At 35.9% G+C, this 16,622-nt stretch carries 10 protein-coding genes; 3 read left to right on the top strand and 7 right to left on the bottom strand.

Translation table 11 applies throughout. The annotated features are described in order from the left end of the window. The first annotated feature begins 196 nt into the window (after nucleotides 1-196). Nucleotides 197-2,857 carry an MGH1-like glycoside hydrolase domain-containing protein gene (locus FRZ67_RS15405; RefSeq protein WP_147190838.1) on the top strand — a complete coding sequence of 887 codons (2,661 nt, stop codon included), beginning with the start codon at nucleotides 197-199 and terminating at the stop codon, nucleotides 2,855-2,857. 33 nt (nucleotides 2,858-2,890) lie between these two features. Here the strand turns inward: FRZ67_RS15405 and FRZ67_RS15400 are convergent, their stop codons facing one another. The 4 genes from FRZ67_RS15400 to recA form a co-directional block, all read right to left on the bottom strand. Then, nucleotides 2,891-3,316 (bottom strand): response regulator, encoded by a 426-nt coding sequence (locus tag FRZ67_RS15400; protein ID WP_147190836.1) that lies wholly within the window; start codon nucleotides 3,314-3,316, stop codon nucleotides 2,891-2,893. Between the two features lie 88 nt (nucleotides 3,317-3,404). Continuing rightward, nucleotides 3,405-3,821: a murein L,D-transpeptidase catalytic domain-containing protein gene (locus FRZ67_RS15395; RefSeq protein ID WP_147190834.1), complete on the bottom strand. Its 417-nt coding sequence runs from the start codon at nucleotides 3,819-3,821 to the stop codon at nucleotides 3,405-3,407. Next, on the bottom strand, nucleotides 3,818-4,057 hold the full coding sequence (locus tag FRZ67_RS15390) for a hypothetical protein (protein WP_147190832.1): 240 nt from the start codon (nucleotides 4,055-4,057) through the stop codon (nucleotides 3,818-3,820). Before FRZ67_RS15390 ends, FRZ67_RS15395 begins: the two co-directional genes overlap by 4 nt. Before the next feature lie 153 nt (nucleotides 4,058-4,210). Then, nucleotides 4,211-5,233: a recombinase RecA gene (gene recA / locus FRZ67_RS15385; RefSeq protein WP_147190830.1), complete on the bottom strand. Its 1,023-nt coding sequence runs from the start codon at nucleotides 5,231-5,233 to the stop codon at nucleotides 4,211-4,213. 743 nt (nucleotides 5,234-5,976) lie between these two features. Between recA and FRZ67_RS15380 the strand changes: the two genes are divergently transcribed. After that, the gene (locus tag FRZ67_RS15380) at nucleotides 5,977-6,663 is read left to right on the top strand and encodes a hypothetical protein (RefSeq protein WP_147190828.1); all 687 of its coding nucleotides are present in this window, start codon (nucleotides 5,977-5,979) and stop codon (nucleotides 6,661-6,663) included. Between the two features lie 171 nt (nucleotides 6,664-6,834). Here the strand turns inward: FRZ67_RS15380 and FRZ67_RS15375 are convergent, their stop codons facing one another. The 3 genes from FRZ67_RS15375 to FRZ67_RS15365 form a co-directional block, all read right to left on the bottom strand. Next, nucleotides 6,835-10,206, bottom strand: a complete 3,372-nt coding sequence (locus tag FRZ67_RS15375) for a VCBS repeat-containing protein (RefSeq protein WP_225975356.1) — start codon at nucleotides 10,204-10,206, stop codon at nucleotides 6,835-6,837. A gap of 393 nt (nucleotides 10,207-10,599) precedes the next feature. Then, entirely contained in the window at nucleotides 10,600-12,120 is a 1,521-nt protein-coding gene (locus FRZ67_RS15370; protein ID WP_147190826.1) for a RagB/SusD family nutrient uptake outer membrane protein, read from the bottom strand. A gap of 26 nt (nucleotides 12,121-12,146) precedes the next feature. Then, nucleotides 12,147-15,053: a SusC/RagA family TonB-linked outer membrane protein gene (locus tag FRZ67_RS15365; RefSeq protein ID WP_225975355.1), complete on the bottom strand. Its 2,907-nt coding sequence runs from the start codon at nucleotides 15,051-15,053 to the stop codon at nucleotides 12,147-12,149. Nucleotides 15,054-15,739: 686 nt separating this feature from the next. On the opposite strand from FRZ67_RS15365, the gene FRZ67_RS15360 reads away from it, so the two are divergent. Next, the gene (locus FRZ67_RS15360; protein WP_147190822.1) at nucleotides 15,740-16,597 is read left to right on the top strand and encodes an AraC family transcriptional regulator; all 858 of its coding nucleotides are present in this window, start codon (nucleotides 15,740-15,742) and stop codon (nucleotides 16,595-16,597) included. Nucleotides 16,598-16,622: the final 25 nt, after the last annotated feature.

The raw sequence follows: 16,622 nt of genomic DNA, 5'->3' as shown, positions 1-16,622 counted from the left end.
CTAATAGAAAATTGAAGCCGGGCTCCCTAAATGTCTGGCTTCTATACGGAAAATCTAAATATGGGCTTAGGTACTTAAACTTTTATAAATTGCGGGATATTGCTAATTTCATTGTTTTCTTAGAACGATTGCCTTGTCAAAATGAAAACGCTTTGTTTGCAAAGTGTATTCATTCATTTGACAAACGAATATTGGTATGACCGCAGAACAACAGCGCCTGAAAGTTAATGCTGCAAAAAAGGTTCCACTTGAACAATGGGGACCGTATGTATCAGAGCGCCAATGGGGCACAGTACGCGAAGATTATAGTGAGAATAATGATGCGTGGAATTATTTTCCATTCAATCATGCACATGCCCGTGCTTATCGCTGGGGAGAAGACGGGCTTGCAGGTATCTCTGATTTTTTCCAGAACCTGTGTTTCAGTGTAGCGTTATGGAATGGTAAAGACAAAATTCTCAAAGAACGTTTATATGGTTTGGGTAATTACCAGGGAAATCATGGCGAAGATGTAAAAGAGCTTTATTATTATCTCGACAATATTCCTTCTCACTATTATATGCAGATGCTTTACAAGTATCCGCAACAGGCATTTCCTTACGAAAAATTAGTTGAAGAGAATAGCAAACGCAGTAAGCTTGAGCCTGAATATGAATTACTCGATACAGGCGTGTTTGATAACAATAAATATTTTGATGTTTATGTAACCTACGCCAAACATGGCAAAAAAGATATAGCAATACGTATTGAGATCATTAACCGCGGCAATACGGCAGCACCAATAACTGTATTACCAACATTATGGTTCTATAACCGCTGGCAATATGGTGGTATAGATAAAAAACCTGTAATAAAAGAAGTAAATGACTGTACGGTAAAAGCAACGCATGAAAGGCTTGGTACTTATTACCTGCATTTTCAAAAAGCCAATGACAGGTTCTTTACAGAAAATGAAACCAACAATGAAAAGTTATTTAGTAAGCCTAACGTAACACCTTTTACGAAAGATGCATTTCATGATGCTATAATAGAGCAGAAGAATGTTGATGCACTGCGAAAGAAAAAAAGCGGTACTAAATTTTCACCGGTTTATAGCGGCACTATAAAGGCTGGTGGCAGCAAGGTTATTTACCTGCGTTTATGCGATACATTAACAGATAATGTTTTTCATAAAGGCTTTGAACAGATATTTAACCAACGAAAGGCTGAGGCAGATGAATTTTATAACGATATCTTTCCACAAAATATTTCTGATGATCTCAGGAATATTCAGCGCCAGGCTTTGGCGGGTTTGTTGTGGAGCAAACAATATTATCATTATGATATTGAAAGATGGATTTCTACAAGTGACGGTATCGCACCATTAAGTGAACAAAGGAAACATGGTCGTAATCATGATTGGCCGCATTTGAAAAATCAGGATGTAATACTAATGCCTGATAAATGGGAGTATCCCTGGTACGCAGCCTGGGATCTTGCTTTTCATTGTATTGCGATGGCGGTTGCCGACCCGGTTTATGCAAAACATCAGCTTATTCTTATAATGAGGGAATGGTATATGAAACCCGATGGACAACTGCCTGCGTATGAATGGAATTTCAGCGATGTAAACCCGCCTGTGCATGCCTGGGCTGCTTTGCAGGTTTACAGTATCGAAAAAGAAAAAACAGGTAAAGGTGATATAGCTTTTCTCAAACGCATCTTTCAAAAACTGTTAATAAATTTTACGTGGTGGATAAACCGAAAAGACCCCAATGGTAATAATATATTCGAAGGTGGATTTCTTGGTCTTGATAATATTGGTGTATTCAACCGCAGTATACAGCTTCACAGTTCGATGGAATTAGAACAGGCGGATGGTACAAGCTGGATGGGAATGTATGCACTTAATCTCATGGATATGGCTATTGAAATTGCGATGCATGATATTTCATTTGAAGATACCGCCACCAAATTTTTTGAACATTTTGTATTTATTGCAGAGGCATTAAATGAAATGGGTTTGTGGAATGATGACGACAAGTTCTTTTACGATATTCTTGGAGCACCCGGCGCACCGCCTATACAATTGCGGATACAAAGTATTGTTGGCTTAACCACATTGTTTGCAGTTTCGATAATAAACCGTAATGTATTGCACAAACTTGAAGATTTTACCAAACGTATTACCTGGTTTGAAAACTACCGTTTAAAAAATCATAAGTTCTGGCCCAATGAAGAGCGTGCAGAAGAAGGTAAAATTTTGCTGTCTCTTGTACCAAAGGAAAGGTTGATCGCATTACTTCAAAGACTGTTAAGCGAAACAGAGTTTTTATCACAAGGCGGTATACGTGCATTATCAAAGTACCATGAGCAGCATCCTTATTCCGTAAACATTGATGGAAGTAACTATTCTATCCAGTATGATCCCGGTGATTCAACTTCAGATTTTTTTGGGGGCAACAGTAACTGGCGTGGCCCTGTTTGGATACCTATTAATTATATAATTATCCAAAGCATAAAAAAATATGGCGAATTCTATGATGGTACATTAACCATAGAATATCCAACAGGTTCAGGCAATTTTATGGAGCTTCAGCAGGTGGGACAGGAAATTACGAAAAGAGTTATCAGTGTATTTGAACTGGATAGTGAGGGGCACCGCCGTTTGCACGGCAATGATAACTGGTTCTACAATAAACCCGAAAATCAACAGCTTGTTTTATTTTATGAATACTTTCATGGTGATACGGGCCGTGGTCTTGGTGCATCGCATCAATCGGGATGGACAGCATTGGTAGCAGAACTTATTAATGAGATAGCAGATAAATTACCAAAAAAGGAAAAAGAAAAAGTTGTTTATGAAGAAGAAGATTAATCTTTATTAAGAGTGCGGAAGGAAGTCTGTTTTCTAAAAAAATGCTTCCAGAGCTTCAGATATTCTGGTGTAGAAAATATCGGGCTTAAAAGATTTGGACAGACTTCCATAAAATCCTTTTTTAATTAATAATTGTTCGGACTCCTCATCGAGAAAGGAAGCTGTAAATGCTAGCACTATAAGAGTGGGATACTGTTGCCTTATTTGTTCTATTGTCATAAAACCATCGAGTTCAGGCATTTTTATGTCCAATAAGATTAAATCTGGTTTTAAACCATTTTCAAGCATTTGTAAAACTTCATTGCCATTCACAGCTTTAGAAATAGTAGCTTTTCTTGCAATTAGCATTTTAGAAATAACCATCATATTAATTGGCTCATCATCGGCAATCAAGATGTGCTTACCTGAGAAATCGCTTTTAGTTTCTTCAGAATAGTTAAATGGTGATGAAGTTGGCATAAATCGTAAAAAGGGGTTCAAGGGATATCTTATATTATTTGCAAATTATCTAAGATGTTTTATAAAATATTCAATTTGAGCTTAAAAACTACTCAAAAATCCATAAAAGTATTGGTTTGCTGGCCGAGTCAATACTTTTTGAAAGCATGCAAAGAAAATTATACGAAACCATTGCGCAACCAAGGCTGTTGCACACCGGTAAAAGGTAAGTTTCTTTATCAGGAACTAAATAATAACTATGCAAACCGATATTTCTTTTAAAAGCATTACTATTTGTAGAGTCGAGTCCATATAATTTATATGCTGCGCCAAACATGCCTTTATATTTAAAACCAATTTCATACTTGCCTAAAGCTGTGCAGCCGCAACCAGGTTGATTAGAAAATTTAGGGTCTGAAAGAAAATTCTGGTTGCAGGAACCATGTGCAACTATTCCAGCATTTACAACAGAATCTCCAATAAGGTTATATGTAAAAAATCGATTCTTACCGCTTGGAAGTTTCATATCAATGAGAAAGCAGATATAATGATTATAGCCATTCGGCAAAATATTTTTGCCTGCGTAGCCATTCGCTGTAGTCTTTCTATTTCTTTATTATCTTCCTCTTTATTAACCTTTAAATAGAAGTTTTCATTGCCTGTGAATGCATAACCGTAATAACAAATAATTAATCTAAGCGCAAGTATTACCGAAGTGAGCAATATTTTCATTACCTTTTTCAATCTTCGTTTAAGATGCATAAATACTGAGTTTCCATACAGTATTATGCTTGGTAACGTTGATCATTTATTTGTACATATAACAGGATATTGCACTTGCAGCAAACTCACTTTTATTTAACAAAAAAGCCACCATGCTAAGCATAATGGCTACTTACTAACCCATAGTAAATTCTATTCTTCTTCAGCCGCAATAGTTGCCGGTTGTGCTTCTATTAATTTTGCCCTGATCTTTCCTTCAATTTCCGCTGCCAATTCAGGATTGTCGTGCAACAATTGTTTTACTGCATCTCTACCCTGACCAAGTTTGTTGCCATCATAGCTAAACCAGCTGCCACTCTTATTTACCACACCCAATTCAACACCCATGTCTAATATCTCACCAATTTTACTAATACCTTCTCCAAAAATAATATCAAACTCCGTAGCTCTGAATGGTGGAGCAACTTTGTTCTTCACCACTTTTACTTTTGTACGATTACCTATTGCTTCATCGCCATCTTTAATTTGTGCAATACGTCTTATATCTAATCTTACCGAGCAATAAAACTTTAGTGCATTACCTCCGGTCGTTGTTTCGGGATTACCAAACATTACACCTATCTTTTCACGCAATTGGTTGATAAAAATACAGACTGTGTTTGTTTTGCTAATAGTAGCTGTAAGTTTACGTAAAGCCTGACTCATCAGTCTTGCCTGCAAACCCATTTTACTATCGCCCATTTCCCCTTCCAGTTCACCTTTTGGTACCAGTGCTGCAACAGAATCTATTACTACAACATCTAATGCCCCGGATAATATTAAGCGATCTGCTATTTCCAAAGCCTGTTCTCCATAGTCCGGCTGAGATATTAAAAGGTTATCTACATCCACCCCTAACTTTTGTGCATAGGCACTATCAAAAGCATGTTCCGCATCGATAATAGCGCAAATACCGCCTTTCTTCTGTGCTTCTGCAATTACATGCGTGGCGATTGTTGTCTTACCAGAAGATTCAGGACCGTATATTTCCACAATCCTCCCTCTTGGTAAACCGCCAACTCCTAATGCTACGTCAAGACCGATGGAGCCCGTAGATATAACTTCCATTTTACGGTCTCCCTTATCACTCATCATCATCACACTACCCTTCCCAAAATCTTTATCTATCTTATCTATCGTAAGCTTTAGCGCTTTTAGCTTTTCTGCATTACTCATGTTAATTTGTTTATAGTTTCAAAATTAAGCAGGCAGTAAAAGTAAAGTAATTTTAATTATCAACACTAATTTATTTAGTATTTTTTTGATAATTTTTTTGGGATGCTTCCCCGGCTTTATTGAACAGAGATGATTTTACTCATTTCGGTAATTATTTTATATGGAATTAATAATTTAATTAATGAAGAACTGAAATGCTTCCGCATAATCCCTTACTTTTTGCATTAATTACAATAGGAAATGATGCACCGAATGATAATATCTGTTTTAGGATAAAGGGAAAACCTTTAGCTTCTTTTATTATTTTCAAAATTTCCGATTTTAATAACTAAATACTTTCTTAGTATGATTTATGACCATCGCTTTTTTGCAGAATAAACTTAAAAGTCATTTTCATCAGGATCAGCTAAATAAATTGCCAATAGCGAATACCAAAGACAGAAGTTTTAAATAAAGATTTTCTTTAAGATAATTTAATAGTTATTTACAGTAGTAGCAGTTATTGGTTAAAAAGAGGTGCCTATATTTTGTTATTTATTATTTTGCACTTTTTACAAAGATCTTATATGAAAAAAAGATTGTTATTAATTCTGGCTTTCATTACCCTAATTGTGTTGTCAACTTATATTTTTATACCTGCCCATATTCAATTAAATAATTCTATACTAGTTAAAGCCAATTCAAAAGGATTATATCGCCGCCTTCAAGATAAAGAAAGCTTGACACGGATTTTTAATACCAGCATGGGAATGCAATTAAACGAATTCGTTTATAATGGTTTTTCGTTCCATATTCAACCTGGCATTTTTGAAGATATTCCCATAAACATCAAAGATCAAGGCATAACATTGAGCAGTTTACTTAAATGTTTTAAGGCAGGCAATGATTCAACGGGTCTAACATGGCGCGTAGATATTGAAACAGGCAGCGACCCTTTTACAAGGCTTATAAAATATTTTACAGCTCAACAATTGAAAGCCACAATTGCTAACATATTGATGAATACAAAAAAATTTGCAGAGGAAGAAGCAAGTGTGTATGGTATTGTAGTAAAACAAATACAGGTTGTTGATACTTTATTGATTACTACGAAGCAATATTTCAAAACTTATCCTTCAGACACAGTTGTTAATGAAATGGTCAATTCTTTAAAAAAATATATTGCTGCAGAAAATATAAAACAAACAGACCCACCTATGCTAAACATAAGGTTAGCTTCTGATAACAGTTATGAAACAATGGTTGCAATACCAGTTAATAAAGCAACAGAAAATGAAGACGAATTCATTTTCAAACGAATGTTCCCGGGCAGGATACTGGAAGCAGAAATAAGGGGGGTGCAAGTACGGTTAAAAAGGCTTTTACCGCCATGGACCTTTATATGCAGGACCACCAGTATTCGGCACCGGCTATACCTTTTGAATCGATGATTACGGACAGGATAAATGAGCCTGACACTTCCAAATGGATAACAAAAATTTATTACCCTATTTACTAATCTTTTTTGCTGCCATTAATTAAACAGCACAAGTGTGCGACGCAACGATGCTCAATTCCTATCCAAAAGACCCAAAAAATTATTTGCATAACTACAGTTGCACTTATTTAAAAGATCCTGCCTTGTATAGGGCGGGGTAATCATCATTTCGGAGAAATAAAATATTTTTTTCTCCTTTAATATTGATAAGCTTTATATCCCGTACCTGACCATCGAGCTGTAAGCCTGACTCTGCATATTCCAGATAGCTGAAATTTTCATTGCCATTATTTTTGAGCACACTACCATAGCTTGCATCGAGGCGTCCGAATTGCGGTTGAAAGCCGAACTTGTTGCCACCAATTATTATATCGCTTTTGTCATCATTATTTATATCAGTGCAGAGAATGGCATTTACACTGGAGAACTGAACCTGTTGTGGCAATGCTGTTATTTTAAACTTTCCATTTCCTTCATTATATGCAATACATGACGATGGATAATTAAATTGTTTAACAGCTGTTTTCTGCAATACCTCGGGTGCAAAAAGTTGTTGAAAAGATTTATCAGCAAATTCTTCATAGCGCAAATTATTTTTGCGTAAAGATGGGATTTGGTCTGTAACATCTTTCTTCAAAAACACTGTTACATCTTTTCCATTAACTGATCTGGTAAGTATTTTATCAACAGTTCCATTGTTATCAAAATCATTGATCCAAAGTTTAACAGGATTATTATTATTAGGCTTCAAATAAAAATTTTCTCCAATATTTCCTAATACAATATCCATATCACCATCACCATCCAGATCTGCAGCAGCAACGGCTTGCCATAAGCCAAACATGTCGGATAGGTTTGTTTTTATTTCAGTAAAATGATCTCCGGTGAAAGAAAAAATACGTGGATTCATCCATTCACCAACTATGATAAGGTCTTCCTTTTTATCACCGGTAACATCTGCCCATATAGCGCCAGTTACAAGTCCAATATTAGCGATATCTGGATTCTTTGTTTTGGCTATATCAGTAAACATTCCTTTCCCATCGTTGATGTAAATAAAGGAATAAGGTGAAGGGCCATAATTTTGCGGAATACTGCGGCTTCCTACGAAAAGATCTACATCACCATCGCCGTCGAAATCTGCAGCAACAACTGTAGCATTATTCATTCCACTCGCAGGTAAAGCTTTTGAATCTGCAGTAAAATTTCCTTTACCGTCATTTCTATATAAGCGGTTCTGCATTTCAAGTCTACCTACCGGATGATCATTTCCGCCAGAACCAACGAACAGATCGAGATCACCGTCGCCGTCACAATCAAAAAAGAATGCAGCAATATCTTCAAACATTGCATAACGCTTAAAATCTTCTTCTTCTTTTTTTACGAAACCCTTAGCTGATTGCAAATATATCTGGCCGGGATTGCCTGCGGTACCCCCTATAAATATATCGGAAAGACCATCGCCGTTCACATCACCAATAGCAGCTTTTGGGCCTTCTTTGGAAAGCATAAACGGTATATTACGCTCTTCGTAAAAATCTATATAATCATTTTCTGTGTGTTTCTCGAAATTTTGCACAACCGGCTGTAGCAGGGCGACACTGTTGCTGGATTTTCTTGGACCTGTATGTATTGTTGTATATCGGGCAGTAGTATCATTGTACCTGATTGAAAGGATCTTATTTAGCGTTGGATTATTGATAGTTGTTATTGAAAGATCTGGCCATATAATTTGAAGAGAATCCGGTTTCTTATTTCCCAGCCCGATGACAGTCTTATAATCAACAGAAGATTGAAAACCCCGGCTGGGCATTACTTCACGAGTTAATATGTCTTTTCCGGCATACACTAATATAGCACTTCCAATTGCAAAAGTGTTTTTTGCTGTACCTTCTAATTTTATTTCCAGGTAATTATTCCTGTGTAACTTATCGCCATTATTTTTATAAACAAACGCCTTTTCATTTACATTATTTACTACAAGATCAAGATCTCCATCATTGTCAAGATCTCCATATGCTGATCCGTTTGAAAAAGAAGGCTGAGCAAGCCCCCATTCATCAGTACTATCAGAGAAAGTAAGATCACCATTATTACTAAATGCTTTATTCGGAATAGGTACAGAAGGCATTTTATTAATAATAGTATCCACCTGCTCTTTCTTACCTGTGAGAGCCATTTTTTGCATTACGTCATTGGCGAAAAAATCAATAAAATCCTGATTTGTAACATCGTGGTATATACCATTACAAACAAAGAGATCATTATTGCCATCATTATCTGCATCAAAAAAAATGCCTCCCCAACTCCAGTCGGATGCAGCCACACCACTGTAGTGAGCTATTTCAGAAAACTTATCATTCCCGTTGTTTAATTGCAAAGTGTTTTGCATGAATTGATGATAAAATCCAGATTTCTCTTTAAGCCTGTATACATCAATGTTATCAAAAGAAGATGTTGTTTTTAAACGATAATCATCACTGGGCAGCATGTCAGTAGTAAATATATCAGGGTATCCGTCATTATTTATATCGCCAATATCTGCACCCATCGATGCCAGGCTGGAATGTTGTACCCAATTCTCTATATCATCATGAAAAGTTCCATTCTTCTGGTTAATATATAAATAATCCCTTTCAAAAAAATCATTCGAAACATAAACATCCGGGTAATGGTCTCCATTTACATCACCAACCGTTACGCCTAAACCAAAACTTATAAGGCTACCATGGATGCCTGCCTTTTCGCTTACATCAACATATTTTCCATTATCGTTCCTGTATAAGTGATCGCCACCACCTTTCAAGAAATCAGCTACAGGCCAATCCTTTGCTCTTAAGTCACGTTTATTGGCATAGTTAAGTGTATTAACAGGAATAAAGCTATTGTTAATAATAAAGCAATCAAGATCACCATCCAGGTCATAATCAAAAAATGCAGCATGCGTTGTGTACCCTCCTCGGTTGGTCAGACCATAAGCAGCAGCCGAGTCTGTAAAAGTAAGGTCATGATTATTGATAAAGAGTTTGCATTCCGGAACCTGATTGTTTTCGTAACCAGCATTGCAAACAAATATATCCAGCCAGTGATCATTATTTACATCTACCATTACAACTCCGGTGCTCCATTGATGTAACTGTTGTATACCTGCTTTTGCGGAAATATCTTCAAATTGAAAATTGCCTTTATTAAGGTAAAGCTTATTGGTTGACATATTTGCAGTAAAAAAAATATCAGCCAGCCCGTCATTATTAATATCTCCGATAGCTACTCCACCACCATTATAAAAGTTCCTATAAGTAAAAATATTAAAGTCCCTTTCATTTTGAACATTGTTTATAAAATCAATACCGGTATTTGTTTGCAGTTGAAATAAAGGAATTGCTGCATTTCCTTTTTTCCCGCAAGCCCAAAAGAAGGTTATGAAAAAAAACAGGAAAAAATGAACAATTATTTTTATAGACATCATGCGCTGAATTAATTTTCGCATTTTCATATTAAGTCAAATGTATTGAATTACAAAAAGGCAATACAAACATAACATCCTGCTCAATATTTAATACGTGCTTATAAATGGTATTTTTTACAATTACGCAAAGTCATTGATGAATCGCATAACGCAGTATAAGTGTGCGACGCAACGATGTTGAATAACGATATGGAGTTTTGGAACAAAAAAATAAAGCTAAAAAACAATTTTATTTTGATCCCAACCGCAGGAACTCCGGTTAGGCATCGTTGCGTCGCAATCCTTTCATCGTAAGAGTATACTTAAAGCCATTTTCCAGAATTATCCTACATTTTTTCAGAGATATCTTAATTAAAATTATCTATACAGAAAAGAGGCTGACCAGTTGGCCAGCCTCATATAAAATAAAAATAATTTGAATTAATAACCAGGGTTCTGTTCCAGATTAGCATTAACCGCTAACTGATTACTTGGAATCGGGAACAACAGATTTTTAGGATCATCAGCAGTTTTTTCCTGCCACAGATCTAAATATTTTCCAAAACGAATTAAGTCCTGTCTTCTCCATCCTTCCCAATAAAACTCCCTACCCCTCTCATCCAATAAATTAGCTTCGTTCAAAGATGTAAGGCTAGATGCACCACGTGCTGTTCGGAGAGAATTAACAATGTCCAATGCACCGCTAGCATCACCTGTTCTCAAAAGTGCTTCAGCCTTCATCAGTAATACATCTGCGTACCTGAAAAGTGCCCAATCATTGTTATTCTGGCTGTTATAATGGTTGTAATCATAAGCGTATTTAACAGCCCTTATACCAGTTACCTCAAGGTTATTACCAGTTTCACGAAGGCTAACTTCACGAGTAAAAGATAAAGGATTGCCTTTTCTATCTTGTAAAGCGGCATCTGTTGTTAGATTGTATTGCTGTCCTATAAAGAAGCCAACATTTCTTCTATGTCCTGGATTTGGACGTGCACCTGGATATATATATTCTTCGCCTATCCTTTTATCGGTTGGTTCAAATTTATCATAAAAGTCTGATAGAGTAGCAAATCCATTCCATCCACCCGGATCCATATTATAGTGAGATATTTGAAACCATGTACCTTGAACATTTCCTCCACGATCTCCATTCTGATTATAAAGTGTGAAAATATTTTCAGTAGATTTTGTATCATTATCCGGAGAAAAATTGTCGTAGTAATCTGCACTAAGAGCGTATTTACCAGAACCGATTATTTGATCTGCCAATGTTATAACCTGATTCATGTTACCGGCGTCAAAACTTGGGTTTGCTCTGTCGGCAAATGCTCCATAATTTAAATACGTTTTCATTAGGAGAAATCTTGCTGCATTCTTATTTGCAGTATACGCTGGTCCTGAATCAGGAAGATCATTTAGAATTGCATTCAATTCAGAAATTACAAAATCGGCAGCTTCTGTTCCTTTAAGCGTAGTAGGATCTAACCTGTAATCATTCAAATCCTCCCTGTAAGGGACTTGCCCCCAACCATCTAGTACAAAAAAGACAGTTAATGCTCTTATAAACCTGGCTTCAGCAGCCTGTTGTGCGGAGGGATTAAATTGCAAAACATTTGAAGCTGCAAACTGAGCACTCAACAAATCACTAAATGCGCCACTCACAATACCATGATCTGCATTCCATGTGTGTGCGTGTAAAGCCCTCCATTGCCCATTATCATCCCAGTCGGGACCACGGGTAGGTCCCAATATTTCATCTGAGGTATGCTCTTCTAAATGCCAGATATTCCCGGTTTGAAATGTACCTAAAGAATTGTAAGCATTGATTAATAATTCTCCCGCAGTAACACTACCTGAAGTGTTTTGCGACAATTCACTTCTAAAAGTTTCATCCAATTTGGTACAGGAGAAAAATGCACCAATAAGAAATGAAAAGAATAATATTTTAATATGTTTCATAAAATAAATTTAATATGATATAACTACTACAATGAGAAATTAACACCTAAAATAATCGTCCTTGCTGAAGGGTAAGGAACATAATCAATGCCAAGGGATGGAATACCATCTAAGCCACCATCCGTATTTACCTCTGGATCAAACCCTGTATATTTTGTAATAATAAAAAGGTTTTGTCCTGTTAGTGAAATATTTAAGTTCTTTATCACTTTCCCTAAATTACCAATGCTGTAGCTAAGTGTGGCATTAGACATTTTTACATAATTTCCTTTTTCAAGATTCCTTGTTGATGGAGCCGGAGCATTTGAAATTGCCTCCTGAACATCTGAATTTATCACATTTTTAGCAACATTCCTGCTTCCAAGATTTCCAATTCCAAGTACAGTTGCTTCAGTATTATTAAATATGTATTGCCCAAAGGAACCATTCATGTTAAGGGTTGCTGTAAATTTCTTGTAGCTAAAGTCTGTAGATAAGCCTAACAGGAATTTAGGATTAGGGCTTCCTACATAAAATTTATTTGCTGAAGGGTCCCCGCCTGTGTAAATACTTTGCCCTGTTGTTTTATCAATTCCTTCAAATATTCCAAGATACCAAACATTTAATGGTTGCCCGCTAACTACTCTTTGTCCATAAACATTGGAGAAACCCTGCCCTCTCAACACTCCGGTTTCATAAAAGCCCGTTAATCCTTTTACTATATTATTTAGGAAAGTAGCATTACCGGTTATATTCCAATTTATATCGCTTTGTCTGATGAGGCCACCAGTGACAGATATCTCAACACCTTTATTTAGAACGTAGCCATCCAGGTTTACCCATATTTTTCCATTAGGTGCCGGTTGTGCTAATGTTCTTTCAAATAATACATCGGTCGTTTTTTTATAGAAATAATCCACAGAACCAGTCAATCGTCCTTTGAACAAACCAAAATCAATACCTCCATTACTAGTAGTTGATGTCTCCCATTTTAAGTCAGGATTTCCAAAATTCGTACGGGAAATGGATTGTTGACCCAAAGAAAACCTGTTCAAAGAAGCTCCGGATGGAAATTCTTGATTACCAGTTTGACCCCAACCCAACCTTAATTTAAGGTTATTAAAAATATTATTTCCATTCATAAAAGATTCATTCATTATATTCCAAGCCACGCCTACTGATGGGAAATAACCATACTTGTTATTTTCACCAAACTTTGTTGAACCATCAGCCCTAAAAGTTCCTGTAACTAAATACTTGTCTTTATAATTTAAAATAGCTCTTGCAAAAAACGATTGAAGTTCTGTGGAAGGAGATGAATAAGAACCGATCGCCCTGTCTGAAGAAGTTGAATATTGTAGATAATCATAATAATTTAAACCAATATTATTAAAATCGTATCCACTTTCATAATTGCTCCTTGAGTCATATATTAGCCATTCATGGCCGATCACGGCATTAATATTCAATGCGGATGAAACTTCTTTATTAAAGTTCAGTGTATTGGTAATTTGTTGATTGGTCTGTTCATTATTTGCAATAAATGCTGTACCTCTGTCCTGAATACCCTGTAGGTTCAATAATCGGTTTGCATAACCTTTTCTTACACCAACCTGACGATTAACGCTATAGATGAATTTATATTCCAACTCTTTGGTAATTTTATAAGACGGAGATATGCTTGCTATAATAGTATTTACATTTGCTTTGTCTTTATAATATTCCAGTGAAGCCAGTGGATTAATAGTAGTTCCTCCCAAATAGGTTATTGAATCACCATCTCTTACTTTTAAAGTAGGATTCCATTGCAAAGCTTGGGCTATTACATTTCCGGTAAATCCAACAAAGGATGAAACTGGTGCAATATCTTCATTTGTCTGTGTTACTAACACATTAATGTCTAAGCCAAGCTTTTTACTATCTAAAAATTTAAAGCTACTAGTTAAGTTTGCTGTTATTTTTTTTAGTTCAGACGTTTCAATTATACCCTGCTGATCTAAATAACCAGCTGAAAGACGGTATCTTCCATTTTCATTACCGCCTCCAATAGCGATATTATAGTTCTGTGTTAATGCAGTTCTGGAAATAGCATCCCATGCATCTTCACTTTGGCCATAATCTCCACTGGTTAAATTGTACTTATTTAACGCACTTCTGTATTCGTCTCCTGTCAATACTTCTAACTTTTTTAAAGTGTTGGAAATACCGGAAGAAGCAATTAAATCTAATTGTGGAATTCCTGATTTACCTCGCTTGGTAGTTATAAGTACTACCCCATTGGCGCCTCTTGAACCATATATCGCTGTAGCAGAAGCGTCTTTCAGAATCTCCATGCTGGCAATATCACTGGGATTGATAAAGGCGAGAGGATTGCCGCCATCACTACCAAAGTCCCCTCCAGTTGCGCCAGGCCGTGCAGACCCACCTGACAAAGGAACTCCATCAATGACGAACAAGGGTTGATTCCCGGATCTTATTGAAGAAGTACCACGAATTCTAATAGTTGTGGAACCGCCAGGTTGTCCTGAATTATTAATTACAAGAACACCTGCGGCCTTACCTTGAATTAACTGATCAGGAGCCGTAATAACACCTTTATTAAAGTCCTTTTCCTTTACTGATGCAACTGCACCGGTTAAATCTTTCTTACGTGCAGTACCATAACCAACTACCACAACATCACTAAGTGAGCTGCTTTCCGGTTGTAGCATCACCGTAACATTTTGTGTAGAAGAAATACTTACTTCCTGAGAAACGTAACCAACATAAGAGATCACTAGTACAGAAGCTGAAGATGGTACGTTTAAGGAAAAGCTACCAGACGCATCTGTTGCAGTTCCTACATTTGTCCCTTTAGCAAGAACAGAAGCACCCGATATTGGATTACCCTTTTCATCTGAAACTTTACCTGAAACAGTTTTGTTTTGTGCCCATGATTGCTGTAGAATTAACATAAACAGCGGGCATAAGAGAAGTACTCTTAGCAATCGAGTTGTAGTCATAATAACAAGCAGTTTAATTTGTTAAAAATAGGTAATCTGTGTAAATTTTACACAATTTATTTTATAAAAAAATTCCATGTGAATATCCCCGAAATATATAAGACAACTTTTTTTCCGTTTGGCTGCACAAATATTTTTTATGGAAGCACTTCAAAAATATAGTTCAAATTTAAGCTAGTAACTAATAAAATTCAGAAAATCCGTACACCCTTTCGTAATATAAAACTCAAACAATTTTCGAAAATTACAATCATTTAAATTGGAAAAAATATTCATTAAAAAACATCAATATCCCGCAAACGTTTGCGAAAATGTTTGCTGTGGAAAATTTAAAAACAGTAATGCTTTTGAAATCCAAAATATCTAATCTTACTCTATGTCTACTCCAATTACAGATTCCAGCATCATTACCTTAACCCTCTAAGTTCTAAGAAAACTGAATAAGTATAGAATTATGAGAATCGATACCTTGTAAAACAGTTAATTATAAAAAACGCCTACCCGCTTTCGATTTCCATATTTACATAAGCACAGCAAAAATGATTTTTTTAAAAATAAAAATATTCATCCATATTACTATTTTCTTCTACTACATTAAGTAGTATTCATATATATTTGAAAGCCTAACGATAATTTAAATGAATGTTGAATGCGAAATTATCCTTCCCGATGAAGGCAGTTCATTCAGATTGCTGCATACAAAAGCAAAAGCAGAACAATTTCCCTGGCAATACCACTATCACCCTGAATATGAGATTGTATGTGTATTAAAAGGAGGTGGAACACGTCATGTAGGCAACCATTTCAGTAATTATGAACAAGGCGATCTTGTATTTATTGGGCCCAACTTGCCACATGCAGGATTTGGCTTAAATGCACATGGCATACACGAAGAAATTGTAATACAAATAAAAGAAGATGTTTTAAAAAACCTTGTCTTACCGAGACCTGAAATGGCCTCTTTTGCTCCATTACTTGAAAAATCTAAATATGGTATCTCTTTCAAAGGATCTGCAAAAGCAGATATAACAAAAAAATTACAAAAGCTTTTAAAACTTCCCCCATTTGAAAAATTTTTAGAGCTACTGAAAGTTTTACATAGTATGGCCCTAACTGAAGAATATGAATTGCTTAATCCATCCTCCGTATTGTCGCAATTAACAAGAAAGAATAATGGAAGACTACAGGATATACTCAATTATGTTGAAAAACATTACAATGAAGACATCGATATTAAAAAAGCAGCTTCCATTGCTAATTTATCAGTTCCATCTTTTTGTAATTATTTCAAAAAATTAATGAGCTTCACATATACCGATTTTATTAATCAATACCGCATACACCGCGCTTGCATAATGATGAAACAGGAAAAGACAATTGCAGAGATAAGTTTCGATTGCGGGTTTAATAATGTTGCATACTTCAATAAAGTGTTCAAAACCATTATCCATAAAACCCCTTCGCAGTATAAAAAGGATAACAAAGTATCCTGGTAAATCCCTGCTGTCAGTGCCTGAGTAA

It is taken from the genome of Panacibacter ginsenosidivorans (assembly GCF_007971225.1).
Taxonomy (GTDB): domain Bacteria; phylum Bacteroidota; class Bacteroidia; order Chitinophagales; family Chitinophagaceae; genus Panacibacter; species Panacibacter ginsenosidivorans.
The sequence above is the reverse complement of the archived record's forward strand: the minus strand, read 5'-3'. Positions and strand labels throughout refer to the sequence as shown.